Annotated in this window: 20 protein-coding genes; 17 read left to right on the top strand and 3 right to left on the bottom strand. The window is 71.3% G+C overall.

Annotation, left to right across the window (positions count from 1 at the left end; all coding sequences use genetic code 11):
• Nucleotides 1-34: 34 nt before the first annotated feature.
• From BIV57_RS06035 to BIV57_RS06005, 7 genes are all read left to right on the top strand, one after another.
• Entirely contained in the window at nucleotides 35-1,063 is a 1,029-nt protein-coding gene (locus BIV57_RS06035; RefSeq protein WP_071655612.1) for an ABC transporter permease, read from the top strand.
• A gap of 1 nt (nucleotide 1,064) precedes the next feature.
• Complete coding sequence (locus tag BIV57_RS06030; RefSeq protein ID WP_245797447.1) at nucleotides 1,065-2,183, top strand: ABC transporter permease; 1,119 nt, start codon at nucleotides 1,065-1,067, stop codon at nucleotides 2,181-2,183.
• A complete protein-coding gene (locus BIV57_RS06025) occupies nucleotides 2,180-3,277 on the top strand; it encodes an ABC transporter ATP-binding protein (RefSeq protein WP_071655611.1) in 1,098 nt (365 codons plus the stop codon). Before BIV57_RS06030 ends, BIV57_RS06025 begins: the two co-directional genes overlap by 4 nt.
• A complete protein-coding gene (locus BIV57_RS06020; RefSeq protein WP_071655610.1) occupies nucleotides 3,261-4,640 on the top strand; it encodes an oligopeptide/dipeptide ABC transporter ATP-binding protein in 1,380 nt (459 codons plus the stop codon). Before BIV57_RS06025 ends, BIV57_RS06020 begins: the two co-directional genes overlap by 17 nt.
• Before the next feature lie 8 nt (nucleotides 4,641-4,648).
• Complete coding sequence (locus BIV57_RS06015; protein ID WP_139275477.1) at nucleotides 4,649-6,274, top strand: ABC transporter substrate-binding protein; 1,626 nt, start codon at nucleotides 4,649-4,651, stop codon at nucleotides 6,272-6,274.
• A 137-nt stretch (nucleotides 6,275-6,411) separates the two neighbouring features.
• On the top strand, nucleotides 6,412-7,992 hold the full coding sequence (locus BIV57_RS06010; protein WP_071655609.1) for an ABC transporter substrate-binding protein: 1,581 nt from the start codon (nucleotides 6,412-6,414) through the stop codon (nucleotides 7,990-7,992).
• 130 nt (nucleotides 7,993-8,122) lie between these two features.
• Nucleotides 8,123-9,763 (top strand): ABC transporter substrate-binding protein, encoded by a 1,641-nt coding sequence (locus BIV57_RS06005; protein ID WP_175548673.1) that lies wholly within the window; start codon nucleotides 8,123-8,125, stop codon nucleotides 9,761-9,763.
• Nucleotides 9,764-9,867: 104 nt separating this feature from the next.
• Here BIV57_RS06005 and BIV57_RS06000 read toward each other — a convergent pair whose 3' ends face one another.
• Complete coding sequence (locus BIV57_RS06000) at nucleotides 9,868-10,509, bottom strand: response regulator (protein WP_071655634.1); 642 nt, start codon at nucleotides 10,507-10,509, stop codon at nucleotides 9,868-9,870.
• A 72-nt stretch (nucleotides 10,510-10,581) separates the two neighbouring features.
• The gene (locus BIV57_RS05995) at nucleotides 10,582-11,460 is read right to left on the bottom strand and encodes a RecB family exonuclease (protein ID WP_071655607.1); all 879 of its coding nucleotides are present in this window, start codon (nucleotides 11,458-11,460) and stop codon (nucleotides 10,582-10,584) included.
• A 122-nt stretch (nucleotides 11,461-11,582) separates the two neighbouring features.
• On the opposite strand from BIV57_RS05995, the gene BIV57_RS05990 reads away from it, so the two are divergent.
• The 3 genes from BIV57_RS05990 (at nucleotide 11,583) to BIV57_RS05980 (ending at nucleotide 14,355) form a co-directional block, all read left to right on the top strand.
• Nucleotides 11,583-12,803 carry a site-2 protease family protein gene (locus BIV57_RS05990; protein ID WP_071655606.1) on the top strand — a complete coding sequence of 407 codons (1,221 nt, stop codon included), beginning with the start codon at nucleotides 11,583-11,585 and terminating at the stop codon, nucleotides 12,801-12,803.
• 63 nt (nucleotides 12,804-12,866) lie between these two features.
• Nucleotides 12,867-13,754 carry a tRNA (adenine-N1)-methyltransferase gene (locus BIV57_RS05985; protein WP_071655605.1) on the top strand — a complete coding sequence of 296 codons (888 nt, stop codon included), beginning with the start codon at nucleotides 12,867-12,869 and terminating at the stop codon, nucleotides 13,752-13,754.
• 31 nt (nucleotides 13,755-13,785) lie between these two features.
• On the top strand, nucleotides 13,786-14,355 hold the full coding sequence (locus tag BIV57_RS05980) for a hypothetical protein (RefSeq protein WP_107409473.1): 570 nt from the start codon (nucleotides 13,786-13,788) through the stop codon (nucleotides 14,353-14,355).
• Nucleotides 14,356-14,409: 54 nt separating this feature from the next.
• Here the strand turns inward: BIV57_RS05980 and BIV57_RS05975 are convergent, their stop codons facing one another.
• Nucleotides 14,410-14,694: a ferredoxin gene (locus BIV57_RS05975; RefSeq protein WP_071655604.1), complete on the bottom strand. Its 285-nt coding sequence runs from the start codon at nucleotides 14,692-14,694 to the stop codon at nucleotides 14,410-14,412.
• A 277-nt stretch (nucleotides 14,695-14,971) separates the two neighbouring features.
• Here BIV57_RS05975 and arc point away from each other — a divergent pair, with 277 nt between their 5' ends.
• From arc to pafA, 7 genes are all read left to right on the top strand, one after another.
• Nucleotides 14,972-16,735: a proteasome ATPase gene (gene arc, locus BIV57_RS05970; RefSeq protein ID WP_071655603.1), complete on the top strand. Its 1,764-nt coding sequence runs from the start codon at nucleotides 14,972-14,974 to the stop codon at nucleotides 16,733-16,735.
• Nucleotides 16,736-17,008: 273 nt separating this feature from the next.
• The gene (gene dop, locus BIV57_RS05965; RefSeq protein ID WP_071655602.1) at nucleotides 17,009-18,523 is read left to right on the top strand and encodes a depupylase/deamidase Dop; all 1,515 of its coding nucleotides are present in this window, start codon (nucleotides 17,009-17,011) and stop codon (nucleotides 18,521-18,523) included.
• Between the two features lie 95 nt (nucleotides 18,524-18,618).
• On the top strand, nucleotides 18,619-18,837 hold the full coding sequence (locus tag BIV57_RS05960) for a ubiquitin-like protein Pup (RefSeq protein WP_071655601.1): 219 nt from the start codon (nucleotides 18,619-18,621) through the stop codon (nucleotides 18,835-18,837).
• Nucleotides 18,838-19,018: 181 nt separating this feature from the next.
• Nucleotides 19,019-19,867, top strand: a complete 849-nt coding sequence (gene prcB, locus BIV57_RS05955) for a proteasome subunit beta (protein ID WP_071655600.1) — start codon at nucleotides 19,019-19,021, stop codon at nucleotides 19,865-19,867.
• Nucleotides 19,868-19,921: 54 nt separating this feature from the next.
• The gene (gene prcA, locus BIV57_RS05950) at nucleotides 19,922-20,671 is read left to right on the top strand and encodes a proteasome subunit alpha (RefSeq protein ID WP_071655599.1); all 750 of its coding nucleotides are present in this window, start codon (nucleotides 19,922-19,924) and stop codon (nucleotides 20,669-20,671) included.
• A gap of 49 nt (nucleotides 20,672-20,720) precedes the next feature.
• Nucleotides 20,721-21,917 (top strand): MFS transporter, encoded by a 1,197-nt coding sequence (locus BIV57_RS05945; RefSeq protein WP_071655598.1) that lies wholly within the window; start codon nucleotides 20,721-20,723, stop codon nucleotides 21,915-21,917.
• A 48-nt stretch (nucleotides 21,918-21,965) separates the two neighbouring features.
• On the top strand, nucleotides 21,966-23,327 hold the full coding sequence (pafA, locus tag BIV57_RS05940) for a Pup--protein ligase (RefSeq protein WP_071655597.1): 1,362 nt from the start codon (nucleotides 21,966-21,968) through the stop codon (nucleotides 23,325-23,327).
• The last annotated feature ends 106 nt before the right edge of the window (nucleotides 23,328-23,433 follow it).

Genomic DNA, 23,433 nt, shown 5'->3' with positions numbered 1-23,433 from the left:
CCCCGCACAGCTGTACAGCTAGGATCCGTCTGACATGAGCAAGCAGTCAGGGTCGCTGCGCCGGTACGTCCTCACCAGGATCGGCCTCGCAGTCCCGATGGTCCTCATCCTGCTCGTCCTCGTCTTCGTACTGATGAGGGTCGCGCCGGGGGACCCGATCTCCGCCGCACAAGGCGGACACCTCACACCGGCCCAACTGGCCCAGAAACGCCACCAGGCCGGCTTCGACAAGCCGCTGATCCTGCAGTTCTGGGAGTATCTGCGCAGCGTCCTGACGCTCAACTTCGGCACCACCATCTCCGACGGGCGCTCCGTCAGCTCGATCATCGTGCAGAACGGCGGCGTCACCCTCACCCTCGCCGTCGGCGCCGTGGTCGTCGCCCTCGGGCTCGGCGTGCCGCTCGGCCTGCTGGCCGGCCGCTACCGCGACAGCGCCGGGGACACCGTCACCCGGGTCTTCGCGATCGTCACCTACGCGACGCCGGTGTTCTTCCTCGGGCTCCTCGCCCAGCTGCTCTTCTCCAGCCATCTGGGCTGGCTGCCGAGTTCGGGGCAGGCGGACACCCTCGTCCAGCTGAACGTCCCCACCAAGACGCACATCCTGCTGCTGGACGCGCTGATCTCCGGGCAGTGGGACGCGGTGTGGAACATCTTCCAGCACTACCTGCTGCCCTGGATCACGCTCGGGCTGCTGATCGTCGGCGTCTTCATCCGCATGATCCGGATCAACCTGATCCAGACCCTGCAGGGCGACTACGTCGAGGCGGCCCGGGCGCGCGGCATCAAGGAGAGCGACGTCGTCGTCAAGCACGCCTTCCGCAACTCGCTGGTGCCGGTGGTCACCGTCCTCGGGCTGCAGATCGCGATGCTGCTGGGCGGCGCGGTCCTCACCGAGAAGACGTTCAACCTCAGCGGCCTCGGCAGCATGCTGATCAACTACATCAACAGCCGCGACTACATCGCCGTCCAGGGCCTGGTGACGTTCTTCGCGCTGGTCGTGGTCGTGATCAGCATGCTCATCGACTTCATCAACGCCCTGATCGACCCGAGGGTGCGGTACTGACATGACCCAGACAGCACTGACCTCCGCACCCGAGCCCGGCTCGCTCCCGGTCGGGCCGACGCCCGCCGGCAAGCGGTTCCGCGGGCTGCGCCGCTTCCTGGCGCCCATCCGGCAGGCCCACGGCATGCCGAAGGCGATGCTCTGGACCGGCGGCATCATCACCGCGCTGCTCGCGCTCACCGCGATCCTCGCCCCGCTGATCGCGCCCTACAGCTTCGACGCCTACCAGTCCGGCGGGCACCAGTTCCCGAAGCAGGGCCACCCCTCCGGCACCCATCTGTTCGGCACCACCGTGCAGAACTTCGACGTGCTCAGCCGCGTCGTCTACGGCGCCCGCACCGCGCTCGAGGTGATGATCCTCGCGGTGGTGTTCTCGCTGATCCTCGGCGTCCTGCTGGGCCTGCTCGCCGGCTACCTCGGCGGCTGGCTGGACCGCATCCTGGTGCTGGTCATGGACGCCCTCTTCGCGTTCCCCTACCTGCTGCTCGCCATCGTCGCCGGCTTCATGCTCTCCGGCATCATCGGCGGCGGCGTGGTCACCGCGGCGCTCTCCATCACCATCGTCTACATCCCGCAGTACTTCCGGGTCGTCAGATCCTCGGCGCTCTCCGCCCGCGAGCAGGTGTACGTGGAGGCGGCCCGGGCGATGGGGGCCAAGCCCTCCACCATCGTCCGCAAGTACCTGTTCGGCAACGTCATCCAGTCGGTGCCGGTGATCGCCACCATGAACGCCGGCGACGCCATCTCCACCCTCGCCGGCCTCGGCTTCCTGGGCCTGGGCATCCAGCCCACCGAGGCCGCCGAGTGGGGCTACGACCTGCAGCGCGCCATCGACGACGTCAACTCCGGCATGTGGTGGACGGCCCTGTACCCGGGCCTCGCCATCGTCCTGGCCATCCTCGGCTTCACGCTGCTGGGCGAGGGCCTCAACGACGTCTACAACCCCACCATCCGCCGGCGCCGCATCATCCGCGCGGTGCTGCCCGTCCCCACCGCCCGCAAGCGCCTCCACGAGGCGGCCGGCAACGGCGGCGGCACGGGCAGCACGACCGGCGACAACGGCAAGGCCGGCACCACCAGCGAGACCGGCACCACCCCCGAGGAAGGCGACGGCCAGTGAGCGCCCACGTCACCAGCCCCGAACCCGCCCCCGCGGGCACCGCCGACACCTCCCGGCCCGTGCTCTCCGTCCGCGACCTGCGCGTCTGGTACGGCACGCCGCGCGGGCCGGTCCGCGCGGTGGACTCCGTCGACTTCGACGTGCGCCCCGGCGAGACCCTCGGCCTGGTCGGCGAGTCCGGCTGCGGCAAGTCCACCCTCGGCCGCGGCGTCCTCGGGCTCGCCCCCGAGGGCGCCGCCGTCGACGGCGAGGTCAACTTCCGCGGCACCAACCTCGTCAGCCTCTCCAAGAAGCAGCTCCAGGAGCTCCGCGGCCCCGAACTCGGGCTGATCTTCCAGGAGCCGATGACCCGCCTCAACCCCCTGATGCGGATCAGCGAGCACTTCGCCGAGACGCTGAAGACCCACGAGCCGGGCCTCACCAAGGACCAGGTCCGCGAGCGCGCCCTTGAGGCGCTGCGGGGCATGGGCATCCCGCCCAGCCGCTACCACAACTACCCGCACGAGTTCTCCGGCGGCATGCGGCAGCGCATCATGATCGCCCTCGCGCTGGTGCTGCGCCCCGCGTTCGTCGTCGCCGACGAGCCCACCACCGCCCTCGACGTCCTCGTCGAGGCGCAGATCATCCGCATCCTCGCCGACCTGCGCCGCAACTTCGACACCGCGCTGGTCCTCATCACCCACAACCTCGGCATCGTCGCCGAGGCCTGCGACCGCGTCGCGGTGATGTACGCCGGGCGGATCGTCGAGCAGGGCGACGCCCGCGAGGTGTTCGCCCGCCCGCAGCACCCGTACACCCAGGAGCTGCTGCGCTCCACCATCAGCCTCAGCACCACCGGCCTGCACTACATCCCGGGCGCCCCGCCGGACCTGGTCGAGCCCCCCACCGGCTGCCGCTTCCACCCGCGCTGCCCCAAGGCCATGAAGGTCTGCGCCGCGGTCGAGCCGCCGGACGTCCTGCTGAACAGCGGCTCCACCAGCGCCTGCTGGCACCAGGCCCAGAACATCGCCGGCGCCATCCCGCCGGAGCACGCCACCGACGGCCGCGAACCGCTGGCCCTCGCGGAGGAGATCAGCGTTGCCGACGAAGCCTGACACCGCAGCCGCCAGCACCGCCCGGGACGGTGCCGAGGCCGGCGAGCCCCTCATCGAGATCGAGGACCTCAAGGTCCACTTCGGCCTGGGCGGCGGCGGCCTCTCCCGCCTCACCGGGCGCGGCGCCGGCACCGTCAAGGCCGTCGACGGCGTCGACCTGACGCTCCGCAAGGGCGAGGTGCTCGGCCTGGTCGGCGAGTCCGGCTCGGGCAAGACCACGCTGGGCCGCACCCTGCTCGGCCTCAACCGCCCCACCGGCGGCCACATCCGCTACCGCGGCCTGGACCTCGCCGGGCTGAGCGAGCGCCGGATGCGGCCGATGCGCCGCGAGCTGCAGATGGTCTTCCAGGACCCGCACGCCTCCCTCAACCCGGTGATGGACATCCGCACCGCCGTCGGCCACCCCCTGGAGATCCACGGGCTCGCCGCCTCCGAGGAGGAGCGCGACGCCAAGGTCGTCGAGGCCCTGGAGCGCGTCGGGCTGCACCCCGCCGAGCAGTTCCTCGACAAGTACCCGTCCGACCTGTCCGGCGGGCAGAAGCAGCGCGCGGTGCTGGCCCGCGCCATCATCGCCGACCCCCGTCTGCTCGTCGCCGACGAGCCCATCTCCATGCTCGACATGTCGGTGCGCGCCAAGATCCTGCAGCTGATGCTGGACCTGCGCGACGACCTCGGCCTGACCTTCGTCTACGTCACCCACGACCTGGCCAGCGCCAAGTACTTCTGCGACCGCATCGCCATCATGTACCTGGGGCGGATCGTCGAACTCGGCACCACCGACGAGGTCTTCGCCGAGCCCCGCCACCCCTACACCCGGGCGCTGCTCGCCGCCATCCCCGAGCCGGACCCGGAGCGGGCCGTCACCCGCAACCTGCCGCGCGGCGAGGTGCCCGACGCCGCCCGCCCGCCGGCCGGCTGCTCCTTCCACCCGCGCTGCGCCGCGGCCCTCTCGGCCTGCGGCTGGGAGGCCCGCGATCTGCGCACCTACCTGGAGCGGCGCTGGCTCACCCTGGAGCCCGACGACTGGGCGCGGGAGCGCGACCTGCTCGGCGACCTCACCGGGCTGGACACCCCCGGACTCCTCGAAGCGGTACTGCGGCCGGGCCGCGGCGGCACCGCCGAGGACGTCCTCGCGCTGCTGGAGCGCCTCCGCGAGGAGGACGCCGACGGCGAGGCGCCCGAGCCGTTCTGGCGCGGCGTCACCGCCCTGGAGCTCCGGGACGGGGCCGTCCGCCTCGCCTTCGCCGAGCCCGCAGATCCCCGCCTGCTGCCCGTGGCCGGCGCCGGCACCACCGTCGCCTGCCATCTGCACGATCCCGCCCGGTCCGCGGCCGTCCCACCGCAGACTCCCGCCAGTGCCTAAGGAACGCGTTGACCAGCTCGTCGCACTTCCCCAGCCCTTACCGAGACACCCGTCGCCGCTCCGCGCGGACCCGCCTGGCCGCACTGGCGGGAACCGGTGCGCTCGCCGTCGCCCTCAGCGGGTGCGGCGGCAGCGCCACCGGGAGCGGTGACAGCAAACCGCTCGCCCTCGCCACCATGGACGCCGTCACCTCGATCGACCCGGCCGGCGCCTACGACCGCGCGTCGGACACGCTCTTCACCAACGTGTACCAGTCGCTGATGGCGATACCCCCGAACACGGCCACCCCGCAGCCCGAGGCGGCCAAGTCCTGCGGCTTCCAGGGCACCCTGAAGTACGTCTGCACGCTTCGCAGCGGCCTGAGCTTCTCCAACGGCGACAAGCTCACCGCGGCGGACGTCGTCTTCTCCTTCGACCGGATGCGGCGCATCAACTCGCCCAACGGCCCGGCCGCCACCCTCTCCGCCCTGAAGTCCACCACCGCGCAGGGCGACTCGCAGGTCACCTTCACCCTCAAGCAGCCCGACGCCACGTTCCCGCAGAAGATCGCCACCATCTCCGGGTACATCGTCGACCGCAAGGTCTTCCCCGCCGACAAGCTCATCACCTCCGCCAAGGACGCGATCGGCTCCGGCCCCTACACGCTCGACTCGTTCAGCAAGCGCAAGGCCGTCCTCAACCCCAACACCGGGTACAAGGGCGGCCACAAGCCCGAGAACGACGGCGTGGAGATCCACTACTTCACGGCCGACCAGAACGTCGCGATGAACGCGCAGTTCAAGGCGAAGAAGCTGGACGCCATCGTCAGCGGCCTCACCCCCGGGGATCTCGCCGGCTACCGCACCCTGGACAACCAGGGCAAGCTCCAGCTGATCTCCGGCGCCGGCTCCGAGATCCGCTACCTGGTCTTCAGCGAGAAGGTGAAGCCCTTCGACAAGGTGCAGGTGCGGCAGGCGTTCGCCAACGTCGTCAACACCGCCTCGCTCACCGAGAAGGTCTTCGGCCGCACCACCCAGCCGCTCTACTCGCTCATCCCGCAGGGCGTCGCCGGCCACCTCACGCCGTTCTACGACGACTACCCGGCGCCGGACACCTCCAAGGCCGCCGACCTGCTGAAGTCGGCGAACATCAAGGCCCCGGTGCCCGTCGACCTCTGGTACACGCCCACCCACTACGGACCCACCAGCAAGCAGGAGATGCAGATCATCGCCGCGCAGCTGAACAAGTCCGGGCTCTTCGACGCCACCGTGCACAGCGCCGAGTGGGACACCTACGCGCCCAAGGCGCTCACCGGCAAGTACCCCGTCTACGCGATGGGCTGGTTCGCCGACTACCCGGACCCCGACACCTACACGGTGCCCTTCTTCGGCGGCGGCCAGGTCATCCAGAACGGCTACCACAACAGCCAGCTCGACAAGACCCTGGTGCCGGCCACCCAGCGGCAGCCCGACCGCGTCAAGGCGGCAGCGCTCTACGCCCAGATCCAGAAGACCACCGCGCAGGACGTCCCCGAACTGCCGCTGTGGCAGGGCAACCAGAACGCCGTCGCCCAGAACGACATCAAGGGCCTGGAGTGGACCCTGGACAGCACCTCGATGCTGCGCCTGTGGGGTCTCTCCCGGGGCATCTCGTAGCTCCGGCGCACCACGACCACCCGACCCGGCGCCACCGGGGCGCCGGGTGGTCTCGTAGCTCCGGCGCACCACGACCACCCGACCCGGCGCCACCGGGGCGCCGGGTGGGAGAACACCGAGGGGAAGCACACACCGCAATGAAGACCCGCACCACCTTGATGTCCGCCGCCGCGGTCACGGCGGCACTCGCGCTGACGCTCTCCGCGTGCGGCAGCGGCAGCAGCGGAAGCACCGGCGCGGAGGGCGGCAAGGGCGGCGCGGTCATCGTCGGCACCACCGACCCGATCACCGCGCTCGACCCCGCCAACTCCTACGACGTCGGCTCCCAGACCGTCATCCAGAACATCTTCCAGACGCTGCTGACGATGCCCGCCGGGCAGCAGAAGCCGGTACCCGAGGCCGCCAAGTCCTGCGCCTGGAAGGGCACCACCACCTACACCTGCACCATGCAGAGCGGGCTGAAGTTCTCCAACGGGGACCCGCTGACCGCGCAGGACGTCAAGTTCTCCTTCGACCGGCTGCTCGGCATCAAGTCCCCGACCGGCCCGTCCTCCCTCTTCACCTCGGTGAAGTCGGTGGCCGCGCCGAACGCCTCCACGGTCACCTTCACGCTCGGCCAGGCGGACGCGCTCTTCCCCGACCGGCTGGCCCACTCCGGCGCCTCCATCGTCGACCGCAAGGTCTTCCCGAAGGACAAGCCGCTCGGCAACGACAAGGTGATCGGCTCCGGCCCGTACGCGATCGAGAAGTACACCGCCGGCCAGCAGGTCGCCCTGAAGGCCAACCCGAACTACAAGGGCACCGTCAAGCTGCAGAACAAGCAGGCGGTCGTGGAGTACTTCTCGCAGGCCAGCGCCATGAAGCAGGCCATCGAGAAGGGCAGCATCAACGTCGCCTACCGCACCTTCTCGCCCACCGACGTCAAGTCGCTGCGCGGCGAGGCCGCCAAGGGCGTCAAGGTCGTCGAGGGCACCGGCAGCGAGAAGCGCTACCTGGTGTTCAACACCAAGGCCGCGCCGGGCCAGCAGAAGGCCGTCCGCCAGGCGGTCGCCTCCAGCATCGACCGGTCCGCGATCGCCAAGAACGTCTACGACGACACCGTCACCCCGCTGTACTCGATGGTCGGCAACGGCGACCCGGGCCAGGTGGAGGCGTATCGGACGCTCTACGGCGCCGCCCCCGACAAGGCCAAGGCCGCCAAGTTCCTCAAGGACGCCGGCGTCAAGACCCCGGTGAGCATCACGCTCAACTACACGCCGACGCACTACGGTCCGGCCTCGGCCGACGAGTACACCGAGATCCAGCGGCAGCTCCAGGCCACCGGCCTGTTCAAGGTGAAGCTGGCCTCCACCGAGTGGCAGCAGTACCTCAACAGCGCCCTGAAGGACCACTCCTTCCCGGCGTTCCAGATCGGCTGGGTGCGGGACTTCCCGGACCCGGACAACGACCTGACCACCTTCTTCGGCAAGAACGCGGTCGTCTACACCGGCTACACCAGCAAGCCGGCCGAGCAGGCGATCTCCGCCGAGGAGGCGCAGACCGACCAGTCCAAGCGCATCCCCGACCTGCAGAAGATCCAGCAGATCGCGGCGCAGGACACCCCGGTCATACCGCTGTGGCAGGGCAAGCTGATCGCGGTGACCCGCACCGGCGTCTCCGGCACCGACCAGGCGCTGGACCCGATGTACTTCCGCCTCTACGAGCTCTCCGCGAAGTAGTCGCAGGTCAGCGTTACCCCGGCCCCGGTTCGTGGATGCGGACCGGGGCCGGTTAGCGTGGGGAGGCCCGCACCCGGGCCTCCTGTCGCCGTGCCATCGCATGGCCCGCACGCTCGCAAGGACGCACCACATGGCCCGCCCGTCTCCCGCCACCACCCTTCCAAGGAAGCGCTTCGCGCTCGCCTTTCGTGGATCGCGCCGGATCACGACCATGCTCGCCGCCACCGGCCTCGCCGCCGCGGTCGCCGCCACCGCGGCCGGCTGCGGAGCCGGAGCCGCCGGCGGAAAGGCCTCCGGCAAGGACGCCCGGCTGGTCGTCGGCAGCTCGCAGGACGTCGTCAGCCTCGACCCCGCCGGCTCCTACGACCTCGGCTCCAACACCGTTATCCAAGGCGTCTTCCAGACCCTGCTGGAGTTCCCGGCCGGCACCGCCACGCCGCGGCCGGACGCCGCCAAGTCCTGCGGCTGGCAGAACGGCGGCGACGACCACACCGTCTACGCCTGCACCCTGCGCGGCGGCCTCGCCTTCTCCAACGGCGACCCGCTCACCGCCGAGGACGTCGCGTTCACCTTCCAGCGCATCAAGCGGATCGCCTCGCCCACCGGGCCCGCGCAGCTCTACTCGGGCATCAAGAAGGTCCAGGCGGACGGGGAGCGGGTGGAGTTCACCCTCTCCTCCGCGGACGCCACCTTCCCGTCCAAGCTGGCCACCGGCTCCGCGGCGATCGTCGACCACAGGGTCTTCCCCGCCGACAAGCTGCTCCCGGACCGCAAGGTGATCGGCTCCGGCCGCTACACCCTCGCCTCCTTCTCCAGGACCGGCGACACCCGGCTCGACGTCAACCCCCGCTTCAAGGGCTCCGACAAGCCGCGCAACGGCGGGGTGACGCTGCGTCACTTCGCGTCCCCGGCGGCCGCGGCGGCGGCGCTGCGGGCCGGCAAGATCGACATGACGGACCGGCTGGACGCCGACGACGTCCAGAAGCTGCGCGCCCAGTCGGGCGGCAGCGTCCAGCTCGACCAGGGCACCGGCACCCAGACCCGCATGATCGCCTTCAACACCGCGCACGGCGTCTTCGCCTCCCGCTCGGCGCGGCAGGCGGCGGCGCACCTGATCGACCGGGACGCCATCGCCCAGGACGTCTACCGCGGCACCGTCGACCCGCTGTACTCGCTCGTCCCGCAGGGCATCGCCGGCCACACCACGGCGTTCGCGGACGCCTACCCCAAGGTCGACGTCGACGCGGCGCGCACCCTGCTGAAGAACGCGGGGCTGCACGCGCCCGTGCCGATCACCTACACCTGGGCCACCGGCTCGGCGGTCGGGCCGTCGGAGGCCGCCCTGATCAAGAAGCAGCTGGAGAACGGCGGGCTCTTCTCGGTGACGGTGCGGACCATGCCGTGGAACGCGTTCCTCAAGGCCCAGGCGGCGGGGAAGCTGGAGGCCTACAACATCGGCTGGTCGCCGGACTACCCGGACGCCGACAACTTCACCTCGGCGCTGCTGGTGGACGGCGGGGCGTTCCACACCGGCTGGAACGACCGCCGGATCACCGGGACGCTGATCCCCGAGACGATGGCCGAGACGGACCGCGCGAGCGCGGCGACGAAGTTCGCCGCGATTCAGCAGCGGACGGCGGAGAGCGTGCCGATGATCCCGATCTGGCAGAACAAGCAGTACATCGCCGCGCGGAGCGACGTGGTCGGCGCGGAGTGGACGCTCGACACGACGGGCATCCTGCGCTACTGGCTGATCGCGAAGGGGCACTGATCGTCGGCGCCGCCGGGTGACGGGCCCGTTCTCGGGTCGCCCGCCGCGAGTGGGAACAGCGGACCGTGAGTCGGGGGGCGGGGCGGCCCCGCACCGCGCGGCGGTCACCCGCCCGGCCGCACCAACCCCGACTCGTACGCGAAGACCGCCACCTGCACCCGGTCCCGCAGCCCCAGTTTCGTCAGCACGTGGCCCACGTGCGTCTTCACCGTCGTCTCCGAGACGAACAGCTCGCCCGCGATCTCCGCGTTGGAGAGCCCCCGCGCCACCGCCCGGACCACCTCCAGCTCACGCTCCGTCAGCAGCGCCTCCGCCCGCCCCGCCTCCGCGCCGGCGGCCTCGCCGCCCGCCGAGGGCAGCCGCTCCGCGAAGCGGTCCAGCAGGCGCCGGGTGATGCTGGGCGCCAGCATCGCCTCGCCCTGCGCCACCACCTTGATCGCCTGGACCAGCTCCGCGGCCGGCGCGTCCTTCAGCAGGAACCCGCTCGCCCCCGCGCGGAGCGCGTCCACCACGTACTCGTCGAGGTCGAACGTCGTCAGCATCAGCACCCGCGACGCGCGGCCGGACCCGCCCGAGGCGGCTCCGTCCGCCGAGATGCGGCGCGTCGCCTCGACCCCGTCCATGCGCGGCATCCGGATGTCCATCAGCACGACATCCGGCTGCAGCACCCGCACCTGCTCCAGCGCCTGGCGGCCGTCCCCGGCCTCGCCGACCACCGCGATGTCCGGCTCGGCCTCGAGGATCATCCGGAAGCCGGTCCGGAGCAGCGGCTGATCGTCCACCAGGAGCACCCTGACCGTGTTCGTCACCCCGCCAAACTACCCGGTGGCCCCCGACCCGCTCTCGGTCGCCTCCTCGAACGGCAGTTCCGGCGGAAGCGGGTACTCCGGGGGAGTGCCCCCGAACTCCGGGCAGAACTTCTGGAAATCGCACCACCCGCAGAGCTTGCTCTTCTTCGGCGGCCACTCGCCCGTCCGGACGGCCCGCTGGATCGCCTCCCACAGGGCGCGCAGCTTCACCTCCACGCCGCGCAGATCGCCCTCGTCCGGGTCGTAGGTGACGACCTGGCCGTCGCCGCCCAGATAGACCAGCTGGAGCCGCCGCGGCACCACCCCGCGCAGCCGCCACAGCACCAGCGCGTAGAACTTCATCTGGAAGAGCGCCCCCGAGACGAACCGCTCGGACGGCGCCCTGCCCGTCTTGTAGTCGACCACCCGGATCTCGCCGGTGGGGGCGACGTCCACCCGGTCGATGAAGCCGCGCAGCTTCGGGCCGCCGTCCAGCTGCGTCTCGACGTACATCTCGCGCTCGGCCGGCTGCAGCCGCGTCGGGTCCTCCAAAGAGAAGTACTTGCCGAGCAGCGCCTCGGCGGTGCCCAGCCACTCGGCGAGCCGCGGCGCGTCCGGCGCGGCGCCCTCCGCGTCGGCGAAGAGCTCCGCCAGCTCCGGACGCTTGGCCAGCACCCGCTCCCACTCCGGACGGAGCAGCGCGACCGCCTCCTCCGGGCTGCGGCGCGGCGCCGGCAGGTCGAAGAGCCGCTCCAGCACCGCATGGACGACCGTGCCGCGCAGGGCCTCCACGCTGGGGGTCTCCGGAAGCTTGTCGATCACCCGCAGCCGGTACCGCAGCGGGCACGTCATGAAGTCGTCGGCGCGGGACGGCGACAGGGCCACGGGGCGCCCGGGAGCAGAACTCATGCTCCGACCCTACGACCCGGCGCCGACAACCCGTGCCGTCTCCCACTTATCCCCCGCACGTGCCTACCATCGGCAGGGAAACTCCCGCACGGGGACGCTCCGGGACGAGGGGACGAACACCTTTGAGCAGCGAGACGCCGGACGCCCCGGACGCCCCGGAGTCGTCGGCGGCCACCACCGGTCAGCCGACCGGCCCCACCGAGCCCGGCGGCAGCCGCGGCAGCTTCGTCGTCGCCCGCCTCTTCGGCGTCCCCGTCCACGTCGGCCCGACCTGGTTCCTCGTCGCCGCGCTGATCACCTGGGTCTTCGGCAACCAGCTGGAGTGGGTGCTGCCCGACCTCGGCCCGGCCCGCTACCTGGTCTCCTTCTTCTTCGCGGTCGCCTTCTACGCCTCCGTGCTGGTCCACGAGCTCGCCCACACCATCGCCGCGATCCGCTTCGAGCTCCCGGTGCGCCGCATCCACCTGCAGTTCTTCGGCGGCGTCTCGGAGATCGAGCGGGACGCCGAGACGCCCGGCCGCGAGTTCACCCTCGCGTTCGTCGGGCCGCTGCTCTCCGCGGTGCTCGCGGTGGTCTTCTGGGCGGCCGGCAAGCTCGCCCCGCCGGCCTCGGTGGCGGGGGTGCTGCTCGCCGGGCTGATGGTCAGCAACGCCATCGTCGCCGCCTTCAACCTGCTGCCCGGGCTGCCGCTGGACGGCGGACGGATGCTGCGCGCGGTGGTCTGGAAGCTGACCCGCCGTCCGATGGCCGGGACGCTCGCCGCGGCCTGGTTCGGGCGGGTGCTCGCCGTCGCCGTGCTCGTCGGGCTGCCGCTCGCCACCCGGCTGCGCGGCGGCATCCGGCACACCGTCACCGACGAGGCCACCGACTGGATCCTCGCCGCGGTGCTGGCCTGGGTGATGTGGTCCGGCGCCGGCAACAGCATCCGGATGGCGCGGCTCAAGGAGCGGCTGCCCGGCCTGCGCGCCCGCACCCTGGCGCGCCGCGCGCAGCCGGTGCCGACCGGGACCTCGCTCGCCGAGGGGCTGCGGCAGGCGCAGGAGACCGGCGCCCGCGGGCTGGTGGTGGTGGACGGCGCGGGCGCGCCGCACGGCATCGTCCGCGAGTCCCGGATCGTCGACACCCCGCAGCACCGGCGGCCGTGGGTGGAGGTGGACGGCCTCGCCGAGGAGATCCGCCCCGGCATGCGGGTCCCCGCCGACCTCTCCGGCGAGGACCTGCTGGACGCGCTGCGGGCGTGCCCCGCGAGCGAGTACCTCGTCGTCGACGAGGACGGCGCGGTCTTCGGCGTGCTGGCGACCTCGGACGTCGACGACGCGTTCCGGGCGGCGCAGCGCGCGTAGGCGGCGCGGGCTCCGGGCGCACCGCGGCGAAACCCCGCCCGTACCTGCGCTAGCCTGTTCCGCATGTCCGAACCGACCGGTGCCGCCCGCCGTCGCGGGCCCTTCCAGGTCGGGGACCAGGTCCAGCTCACCGACCCCAAGGGTCGCCTCCACACGATCACGCTCGAAGCCGGGAAGACCTTCCACACCCACAAGGGGTCCTTCCCGCACGACGAGCTGATCGGTTCGCCCGAGGGCACCGTGGTGCGCTCCTCCGGCAACACCGAGTACCTTGCGCTGCGTCCCCTGCTCTCCGACTTCGTCCTGTCCATGCCGCGCGGCGCCGCCGTGATCTACCCGAAGGACTCGGGGCAGATCCTGGCGATGGCCGACATCTTCCCGGGCGCTCGCGTCGTGGAGGCCGGCGTCGGCTCCGGGGCGCTGAGCTGCTCCCTGCTGCGGGCCGTCGGCGACGGCGGCATGCTCGCCTCCTACGAGCGCCGCCAGGACTTCGCGGACATCGCGAGGAAGAACGTCGAGCGGTACTTCGGCGGGCCGCACCCGGCGTGGAAGCTGAGCGTCGGCGACCTCCAGGACACCCTGGACGAGACCGGCGTCGACCGCGTCATCCTGGACATGCTGGCGCCCTGGGAGTGCCTCGACGCGGTCTCCAAGGCGCTGGTGCCGGGCGGCGTGCTCTGCTGCTACGTCGCCACCACCACCCAGATGTCCCGGGTCGTGGAGGCGCTGCGGGAGCACGGCACCTTCACCGAGCCGGCCGCCTGGGAGACGATCGTCCGCACCTGGCACGTCGAGGGCCTCGCCGTGCGCCCCGATCACCGTATGATCGGGCACACCGGGTTCCTGCTGACGGCCCGTCGCCTCGCCGACGGCGTCACCCCGCCGCTGCGTCGCCGCCGGCCCGCCAAGGGCGCGTACGGCGAGGACTACGAGGCATCGAACCGAGGCTGAGCCGGATCCTGCGCGGAGGGCGAACGACAGCGTGGCAAGCGACGCACCCCAGCACGAGGACGCATCCCCGACGAGCCGGCGGCGCGGCGCCGCGCAGTGGCTGGCCACCGCGGCCGCGCTCGCCGCGGTGACGGCGGCGGTGCTGGTCGGGCGCCCGGGGGAGACCCAGGCGCACTCCGCGGAGCCGGTGCGGGGGGCGGGCGCGGTGCCGGTCTCCTCGGTGCCGCTGGACTGCGGGGGCGTGGGCGTCGCCGTCACCAAGCGGATCACCGCCGACCTCGACCACGACGGGCGGCCGGACACCGCGCTGGCCGCGCACTGCAACGCGGGGACGGGGTCGCCGCCGGACGGCATCTTCCTCTACACGCCGGCGCGCGGCACCGCGAAGCCGATCGTGCTGCTCGACCCGCGCAAGGGACTCACCGTCAAGAAGCTGGTGCTGCAGGACGGCCGGCTGCGGGCCACCATGCTGGGGTACTCCTCCCCGGAGGTGCCGCGCTGCTGCGCGGACCTCTCCGGCGACGTCCACTGGGAGTGGACGTCCGGCATCTTCAAGCTGGAGGGCACCGAGCCCGCCGGGGGCCTCACCCAGTCGGTCTGACCGGGTGTGCGCCGTCCGTGCCCCCGTACGCCCCCCGTGCGCCCTGACGAAGTTTCAGCTCGCGGCGTCCGGTCCGTAGACCTCGACCCGGTCCTTCAGGCGGCGCACATGGATGCACTCGCCCGGGCACTCCTTCGCCGAGTCGACCACGTCGGAGAGGACCGTGAGGGGCACCGGCACGGCCGCGCCCGGCGCCTGCCGCAGCTCGTCGTCCTCCCCCTTCACGTACGCCAGCCCGTCGATGTCCAATTCGAACACATTTGGTGCGTATTGCGCGCAGATGCCGTCGCCCGTGCACAGCTCCTGGTCGATCCACACCTCGAGCTCTTCGCTGGACATCTCGCCTGCCGTTCCTGCCTGTTGGGGCCCTGCGCCCCACCGCCGCGCGACGTTCCCGCACTCCGGAACAATCCCGCCGCGATCGGGTGTTGACCCAAATGACGATACAGGCGACGGCTTTCGGCCGGGCAAGGGTGGGTATCCGGTACAGCGTGGGGGCGTGCGCACGGGTGAAGATCCCCCTTCATCCGTTCCGTCTTTCCGATCTCGGGGTTTCAACACACCCCGGCACAGGTAGGGTCGGGTAGCGTCCAGCTCCCCGGAGGAGGTGAGGACCGTGGCAGCCCACGACGACGACATCAACCGCGGCGCGCGTGCACGGGGCACGGGCGACGCAGCCAGCCAGATCTCGTTCCTCGAGCAGGAGATCGCCGTCCTGCGCCGGAAACTGGCCGACTCTCCGCGCCACACGAGGATCCTCGAAGAGCGGATCGTCGAGCTGCAGAGCAGCCTGGCCGGGGTGACGGCCCAGAACGAGAGGTTGGCCTCGACCCTGCGCGAGGCCCGCGACCAGATCGTGGCCCTCAAGGAAGAGGTCGACCGACTGGCCCAGCCGCCGTCCGGGTTCGGTGTGTTCCTCGAGGCGCACGACGACGAGACGGCCGACATCTTCACCGGCGGCCGCAAGCTGCGGGTGAACGTCAGCCCCAACATCGACCTGGCCGGCCTGAAGCGCGGTCAGGAGGTCATGCTCAACGAGGCGCTCAATGTCATCGAGGCGCTCGAGTTCGAGACCGTCGGCGACATCGTCACCCTCAAGGAGCTGCTCGCCGACGGCGAGCGCGCCCTCGTGATAGGGCACACCGACGAGGAGCGGGTGGTGCGGCTCGCCGAGCCGCTGCGCGACCAGCCGATCCGCGCCGGCGACGCCCTGCTGCTGGACCCCCGCTCCGGCTACGTCTACGAGCGGGTGCCCAAGAGCGAGGTCGAGGAGCTGGTCCTCGAAGAGGTCCCGGACATCGACTACACCAAGATCGGCGGTCTGGGGAACCAGATCGAGATGATCCGGGATGCCGTCGAGCTGCCCTACCTCTACCCGGACCTCTTCCGCGAGCACCAGCTGCGGCCCCCGAAGGGCGTGCTGCTCTACGGCCCGCCCGGGTGCGGCAAGACCCTGATCGCCAAGGCGGTGGCGAACTCCCTCGCCAAGAAGGTGGCCGAGGTCACCGGGCAGGCGCAGGGCAAGAGCTACTTCCTCAACATCAAGGGCCCCGAGCTGCTCAACAAGTACGTCGGCGAGACCGAGCGGCACATCCGCCTGGTCTTCCAGCGGGCCCGCGAGAAGGCGAGCGAGGGCACCCCCGTCATCGTCTTCTTCGACGAGATGGACTCCCTCTTCCGCACCCGCGGCTCCGGGGTCAGCTCGGACGTGGAGAACACCATCGTCCCGCAGCTGCTGTCGGAGATCGACGGTGTGGAGGGCCTGGAGAACGTCATCGTCATCGGCGCCTCCAACCGCGAGGACATGATCGACCCGGCGATCCTGCGGCCCGGCCGCCTGGACGTCAAGATCAAGATCGAGCGGCCGGACGCCGAGGCGGCGCGCGACATCTTCTCCAAGTACCTGGTGGAGGGGCTGCCGCTGCACCCGGACGACGTCAAGGAGCACGACGGCCACACCCGCTCCACCCTCGACGCGATGATCGCCACCGCCGTCGAGCGGATGTACGCCGAGTCGGAGGAGAACCGCTTCCTGGAGGTCACCTACGCCAACGGCGACAAGGAGGTCCTGTACTTCAAGGACTTCAACTCCGGCGCGATGATCGAGAACATCGTGGGCCGCGCCAAGAAGATGGCCATCAAGGACTTCCTCGACCACGGCCAGAAGGGCCTGCGCGTCTCCCACCTCCTCAACGCCTGCGTGGACGAGTTCAAGGAGAACGAGGACCTGCCCAACACCACCAACCCGGACGACTGGGCCCGCATCTCCGGCAAGAAGGGCGAGCGGATCGTCTACATCCGCACGCTCGTCACCGGCAAGCAGGGCGCGGACACCGGGCGCTCCATCGACACGGTGGCGAACACCGGGCAGTACCTGTAAGCGCCAGCCAACCGCGACGGACAACGGCAGAACGGACGACGACCGGCTGCGGGCGACCCCCATCAACGGGTCGCTCGCGGCCGGGCGCGTCTCGGACGGCCCACCCGTACCGGCCGTATGACGAGTCGTCGACTTATCCGGTGAAATGATCTCCCCTTGGGCGCGTCCGCGTTCTACGCTCGGTCCGGGGGAACGAAAGTGCACGTGCGGAGCGGGAACGCACGCGGCCGGAGCCCATCCCGGGCGCCGCGCCGAACACGGTGAGGAGGCGGCATGACCGTACGTCGCGTGATGGGCATCGAGACCGAGTACGGCATCTCCGTGCCCGGACACCCGAACGCCAACGCCATGCTCAGCTCGTCGCAGATCGTCAACGCCTACGCGGCCGCCATGCAGCGCGCCCGCCGCGCCCGGTGGGACTTCGAGGAGGAGAACCCGCTGCGGGACGCCCGCGGCTTCGACCTCGCCCGCGACGCGGCCGACGCCAGCCAGCTCACCGACGAGGACATCGGCCTGGCCAACGTCATCCTCACCAACGGCGCGCGGCTCTACGTCGACCACGCGCACCCCGAGTACTCCGCCCCCGAGACCACCAACCCGCGCGACGCCCTGCTGTGGGACAAGGCCGGCGAGCGGGTGATGGCCGAGGCGGCGCTGCGGGCCGCCGAGGTGCCCGGGGCGAGCCCCCTGCACCTGTACAAGAACAACACCGACAACAAGGGCGCCAGTTACGGCTGCCACGAGAACTACCTGATGGCCCGGGCCACGCCCTTCTCGGACATCGTCCGGCACCTCACCCCGTTCTTCGTCTCCCGCCAGGTGGTCACCGGCGCCGGACGGGTCGGCATCGGCCAGGACGGCCAGGAGCACGGCTTCCAGATCAGCCAGCGCGCGGACTACTTCGAGGTCGAGGTCGGCCTGGAGACGACGCTGAAGCGGCCGATCATCAACACCCGCGACGAGCCGCACGCGGACGCCGAGAAGTACCGCCGGCTGCACGTGATCATCGGGGACGCCAACCTCTCCGAGGTCTCGACGTACCTCAAGCTGGGCACCACCTCGCTGGTGCTGGCCATGATCGAGGACGGCTTCATCAGCATCGACCTGGCGGTCGACCAGCCGGTCCGCACCCTCCACCAGGTCTCCCACGACCCGACGCTGCAGCATCTGGTGCGGCTGCGCAGCGGGCGCAAGCTCACCGCGGTCCAGCTGCAGATGGAGTACTGCGAGCTGGCCCGCAAGTACGTCGAGGACCGCTACGGCGTCGACGCCGACGAGCAGACCCGGGACGTCCTCACCCGTTGGGAGGACGTGCTGAACCGCCTGGAGAACAACCCCGAGTCGCTCTCCCGGGAGCTCGACTGGGTCGCCAAGAAGCAGCTGCTGGACGGCTACCGCCGGCGCGACGGCGTCGACTGGGACGCCCCCACCCTGCACCTGGTCGACCTGCAGTACAGCGATGTGCGCCCGGAGAAGGGCGTCTACAACCGGCTCGTCGCCAAGGGCCGCTTCGAGCGGCTGCTGGAGGAGGACGAGATCCGGCGGGCGATGACGGCCCCGCCCGAGGACACCCGGGCCTATTTCCGCGGCCGCTGCCTGGAGCAGTACGCGGAGCACGTGGCGGCGGCCTCCTGGGACTCCGTCATCTTCGATCTCCCGGGGCGGGACTCGCTGCAGCGGGTCCCGACCCTGGAGCCGCTGCGCGGCACCCGCAACCATGTCAAGGCGCTGCTGGACCGCTGCCGGACGGCCGAGGACCTGGTCCGCGTCCTGTCCGGGGGCGGCTGAGCGGCCTGGAAAGTTCAGGGCGAATGTCCGATTGAGGACTTAGGGTCGAGGGCAGTGGTAGTCAGGGCACGACCCACCACCGAGGGGTGAGAACCATGGCAGGCAGCGACACCGGCGGCGGCCAGCAGCGGGCGACGCGCAGCTCCGAGGAGGTCGAGGAGCAGGCGCCCGAGGCCGAGGTCTCGGAAGACGTAAAGGAAAGGCACGAAAAGCTCAGCGAAGATGTCGATGACGTTCTCGACGAAATCGACGATGTGCTCGAGTCCAATGCCGAGGATTTCGTTCGGGGATTCGTCCAGAAGGGCGGCCAATAGGCCCCCTGCAGTTCTCGCCCCGGGGCGTGTGCCGCCCCGGGGCGGCTGATGCCCTGTCACCGCACAGCGAACGGGCATGGATCCGACCCTGTCGGACCGGCTAGGGTCCGTGGCACGGTGACCCACCACCGCACCGGCCCGACGTGCTGCGTCTGGCCGCCGACTATCTGGAAGGAGACGCGTGGCTGCCTACACAGAGGGGCCGGGGCGGTTCCCCGCCGCGTATCTGACGCCGGGCACCTCCTCGTTCACCGAATTCCTCGCCGCGCATGCACCGGGCCTGCTGCCGGGCAGTCGGCAGCTGCCGAGCGCGCCCGTGGCTCCCGAGGCCGCCCCGCACGGCACCACCATCGTCGCGGCCACCTTCGCCGGGGGCGTGGTGATGGCGGGCGACCGCCGGGCCACCATGGGCAACGTCATCGCCCAGCGCGACATCGAGAAGGTCCACGCCGCCGACGAGTACTCCCTCATCGGCATGGCCGGCACCGCGGGCCTGGGCATCGAGATGATCCGCCTGTTCCAGCTGGAGCTGGAGCACTACGAGAAGATCGAGGGGGCCGGCCTCTCCTTCGACGGCAAGGCCAACCGGCTCTCCTCGATGATCCGCGACAGCCTCGGCATGGCCCTCCAGGGCCTCGCCGTCGTCCCGATCTTCGCCGGCTACGACGAGCACCGCGCGGCCGGCCGGGTCTTCACCTACGACGTCACCGGCGGCCGCTCCGAGGAGGCCGGCTTCGCCGGCACCGGCTCGGGCTCCGTCTTCGCCCGGGGCGCCCTCAAGAAGCTCTACCGCGAGGGCATGTCGGCCGACGAGGCCGTCACCATGACCATCCAGGCGCTCTACGACGCCGCCGACGACGACTCCGCCACCGGCGGCCCGGACATCGGCCGCAAGATCTTCCCGACCATCGGCCTCGTCACCGCGGACGGCGTCCGGATGATGCCGGAGGCCGAGGTCGCGGCCAAGGCCCGCGACATCCTCGACCACCGGATGGAACGGCCGGACGGTCCGCAGGCCCCGCTGCTGTGATGCGATGACCAGCCCCCAGATTCCCATCAAGACCCAGAAAGGGACGTGACGCCGGTGTCGACGCCGTTCTACGTCTCGCCGCAGCAGGCCATGGCGGACCGCGCCGAGTACGCGCGCAAGAACATCGCCCGCGGCCGGAGCGTCGCGGCCCTGAACTTTGCCGACGGGATCGTCTTCGTTGCCGAGAACCCCCAGCAGACGCTCCACAAGTTCAGCGAGATCTACGACCGCATCAGTTTCGCCGCGGTCGGCAAGTACAACGAGTTCGAGACGCTGCGCACGGTCGGCATCCGCTACGCCGACCTTCGCGGATACCAGTACGACCGCAGCGATGTGACGGCCCGTGGGCTGTCCAACCTCTACGCCCAGGCGCTGGGCAGCATCTTCTCCAGCACCGCCGAGAAGCCCTACGAGGTCGAGCTGTTCATCGCCGAGGTCGGCGACGACCCCGACGGCGACGAGATCTACCGGCTGCCGCACGACGGCTCGGTGGTCGAGGAGCACCGGGTGGCGGCGATGGGCGGTGCGCAGCCCGAGCAGCTGCGCAGCTACCTCGACCAGCGCTACCGGGACGGCATGAGCCTGGGCGAGGCCGTCCGGCTGGGCGTCGCCGCCCTCTCCCGGGACGGCAACGGCGGCACCCGGGAGATCACCGCCGACCAGCTGGAGGTCGCCGCCCTCGACCGCACCCGGCCGCAGAAGCGCAAGTTCAAGCGGATCACCGGCGAGCAGCTGAAGCGGATGCTGGCCGAGCAGGAGGAGGGCGCGTCCGAGGACCAGGAGGAGGAGGGCACGGCTGACTAGGCGCCGCGGCCCCCGTCCCGGCACCCCGCCCGACCGGGCCTCGCCCGGGATGCGCGGGGTGCTCGGCGCCCGGCACGCCGTCCGGCTGCTCGGCGGGACGCTGATCGGGCGGTTACCCGTCGGGATGGCCTCGCTGGCCGTCCTGCTCTTCACCCGCGAGCACGGCGGCAGCTACGCCCTGGCCGGGCTGCTGACGGCCAGTTACGCGCTCGGCCAGGCGGTCGGCCAGCCCCTGCTGGGGCGGCTCGTCGACCTGCGCGGCCAGCCCCGGGTCATCGGCGGCGCCGCTCTGCTGGCCACCGCGGCCTTCGCCGCGCTCGCCGCGGCCGGCCCGCACCGCGGCGCCGGCTCCTTCGCGCTCGCCGCCGCGGCCGGGCTCTTCACCCCGCCCCTGGAGGCGGGGCTGCGCGCGCTCTGGCCCGCGGTGCTCCCCGACGCCGCGCACGTCCGCGCCGCCTACGCGCTGGACGCGGCCACCCAGGAGCTGCTCTTCGTCGCCGGGCCGCTGCTCGTCACCCTCTTCGCCGACGGCCTCTCCACGGCCTGGGGGCTGGTCCTGACCGGCCTGCTGGGCCTCGCCGGCGCCCTGGTGGTGATCACCGCCCCGCCGTCCCGCTCCTGGCGCCCGGGGCCCCGCGAGGCGCACTGGCTGGGCCCGCTGCGCTCGCCGGGGCTGCTCGCCCTCTTCGGGGCCTTCCTCTTCGTCGGGGTGGCGCTCGGCGCGATGAACGTCGGCGCGCTCGGCTACGCCGCCCGGATCGGCGACCGCAACGCCTCCGGGGTGCTGCTCGCCGCCTTCTCCTTCGGCGCGCTGCTCGGCGGCGTCGGCTACGGCTCGCGCACCTGGACGGGGCGCCCGGAGCGGCGGCTGCGGCTGCTCACTGCGGCCCTGGCGGTGTGCTTCCTGCCGCCCGCGCTCGGCCCCGGGCTGCTGCCCGCGATGGCCGCCCTCACCGCCCTGGCGGGCCTCTTCCTGGCGCCCAGCCTCGCCTGCGCCTTCCTGGTGGTGGACGGGCACGCCCCGGCCGGCACCGTCACCGAGGCGTTCTCCTGGCTGGTGACGGCCTTCGGGGTGGGCGCCGCGGCCGGCTCGGCCGTCGCCGGCCCCGCCACCGGACGGCTCGGCGACGGCGCCGGCTTCCTGGTGGCCGCCGCGGGCGCCCTCGCCGCGCTCGCCGTCCAGCTCGGCTCGGCGCCCCTGCTGGCCCGATCCGATCGGTCCGGCTCGGCGAACCCGGTGAATTGAGTCACGCGACGCGGTTTCAGCAGGGCGTCGCGAGCGTACTGTTCAACCATGGACCGCCGCATTTTCGGGTTGGAGAACGAGTACGGCGTCACCTGCACGTTCCGGGGTCAGCGCCGTCTGTCGCCGGACGAGGTGGCGCGCTACCTCTTCCGCCGGGTCGTGTCGTGGGGGCGCAGCAGCAATGTCTTCCTGCGCAACGGGGCGCGACTGTATCTGGACGTCGGCAGCCACCCGGAGTACGCGACGCCGGAGTGCGACAACGTCACCGAGCTCGTCACCCACGACAAGGCCGGGGAGCGGATCCTCGAGGGCCTGCTGGTGGACGCCGAGCGGCGCCTGCACGAGGAGGGCATCGCCGGCGACGTCTACCTGTTCAAGAACAACACCGACTCGGCCGGCAACTCCTACGGCTGCCACGAGAACTACCTGGTGGCGCGGCACGGCGAGTTCTCGCGCCTCGCCGACGTGCTCATCCCGTTCCTGGTGACCCGGCAGCTGATCTGCGGCGCCGGCAAGGTGCTGCAGACCCCGCGGGGCGCGGTCTACTGCGTCAGCCAGCGGGCCGAGCACATCTGGGAGGGCGTCAGCTCGGCGACCACCCGCTCCCGCCCCATCATCAACACCCGGGACGAGCCGCACGCCGACGCCGAGCGCTACCGCCGCCTGCACGTCATCGTCGGCGACTCCAACATGTCGGAGACCACCACCATGCTCAAGGTCGGCGCCACCGACCTGGTGCTCCGCATGATCGAGTCGGGCACGGTGATACGGGACCTGACGCTGGAGAACCCGATCCGGGCGATCCGCGAGGTGAGCCACGACCTGACCGGGCAGCGCAAGGTGCGGCTCGCCAACGGCCGGGAGGCGGGCGCCCTCGACATCCAGCAGGAGTACTACGAGCGCGCCGTGGAGTTCGTCGACCGCCGCGGGCTGCGCACCGGCATGGTCGACCAGGTGCTGGAGCTGTGGGGCCGGACGCTCTCCGCGATCCGCTCCGGCGACCTCGCCTCGGTCGGCGAGGAGATCGACTGGGTGATGAAGTACCAGTTGATCGAGCGCTACCGGGAGCGGAACGGCATCAGCATGTCGCATCCGCGGGTGGCGCAGATGGACCTCGCCTACCACGACATCCACCGCCGCCGCGGCCTCTTCTACCTGCTGCAGAACAAGGGGCGGGCGAAGCGGGTCACCAGCGATCTGAAGATCTTCGAGGCGAAGTCGGTGCCCCCGCAGACCACCCGGGCCCGGCTGCGCGGCGACTTCATCCGCCGGGCGCAGGAGCAGCGCCGCGACTTCACCGTCGACTGGGTGCATCTGAAGCTCAACGACCAGGCGCAGCGCACGGTGCTCTGCAAGGACCCGTTCCGCAGCGAGGACGACCGGGTGGACAAGCTGATCGCGGGGATGTGAGGTGTCCCACCGCGGACGCCTCACCTCGGAGTTTCACCGGAACCGGTGACACGGGGCGGGCCGCATTGACGGCCCGCCTCGCGCGTTGCGGCATCCTCGCCGCTCC

The organism is Mangrovactinospora gilvigrisea (genome assembly GCF_001879105.1).
Lineage (GTDB): Bacteria > Actinomycetota > Actinomycetes > Streptomycetales > Streptomycetaceae > Mangrovactinospora > Mangrovactinospora gilvigrisea.
The sequence above is the reverse complement of the archived record's forward strand: the minus strand, read 5'-3'. Positions and strand labels throughout refer to the sequence as shown.

Bases quoted from the DNA above. Each gene is read 5' to 3' on its own strand.
- BIV57_RS06035 (WP_071655612.1), top strand. From the start codon at position 35: ATGAGCAAGCAGTCAGGGTCGCTGCGCCGGTACGTCCTCACCAGGATC.
- BIV57_RS06030 (WP_245797447.1), top strand. From the start codon at position 1,065: ATGACCCAGACAGCACTGACCTCCGCACCCGAGCCCGGCTCGCTCCCG.
- BIV57_RS06010 (WP_071655609.1), top strand. From the start codon at position 6,412: ATGAAGACCCGCACCACCTTGATGTCCGCCGCCGCGGTCACGGCGGCA.
- BIV57_RS06005 (WP_175548673.1), top strand. From the start codon at position 8,123: ATGGCCCGCCCGTCTCCCGCCACCACCCTTCCAAGGAAGCGCTTCGCG.
- BIV57_RS06000 (WP_071655634.1), bottom strand. From the start codon at position 10,509: ATGATCCTCGAGGCCGAGCCGGACATCGCGGTGGTCGGCGAGGCCGGG.
- BIV57_RS05995 (WP_071655607.1), bottom strand. From the start codon at position 11,460: ATGAGTTCTGCTCCCGGGCGCCCCGTGGCCCTGTCGCCGTCCCGCGCC.
- BIV57_RS05985 (WP_071655605.1), top strand. From the start codon at position 12,867: ATGTCCGAACCGACCGGTGCCGCCCGCCGTCGCGGGCCCTTCCAGGTC.
- BIV57_RS05975 (WP_071655604.1), bottom strand. From the start codon at position 14,694: ATGTCCAGCGAAGAGCTCGAGGTGTGGATCGACCAGGAGCTGTGCACG.
- dop (WP_071655602.1), top strand. From the start codon at position 17,009: ATGACCGTACGTCGCGTGATGGGCATCGAGACCGAGTACGGCATCTCC.
- BIV57_RS05960 (WP_071655601.1), top strand. From the start codon at position 18,619: ATGGCAGGCAGCGACACCGGCGGCGGCCAGCAGCGGGCGACGCGCAGC.
- BIV57_RS05945 (WP_071655598.1), top strand. From the start codon at position 20,721: ATGCGCGGGGTGCTCGGCGCCCGGCACGCCGTCCGGCTGCTCGGCGGG.
- pafA (WP_071655597.1), top strand. From the start codon at position 21,966: ATGGACCGCCGCATTTTCGGGTTGGAGAACGAGTACGGCGTCACCTGC.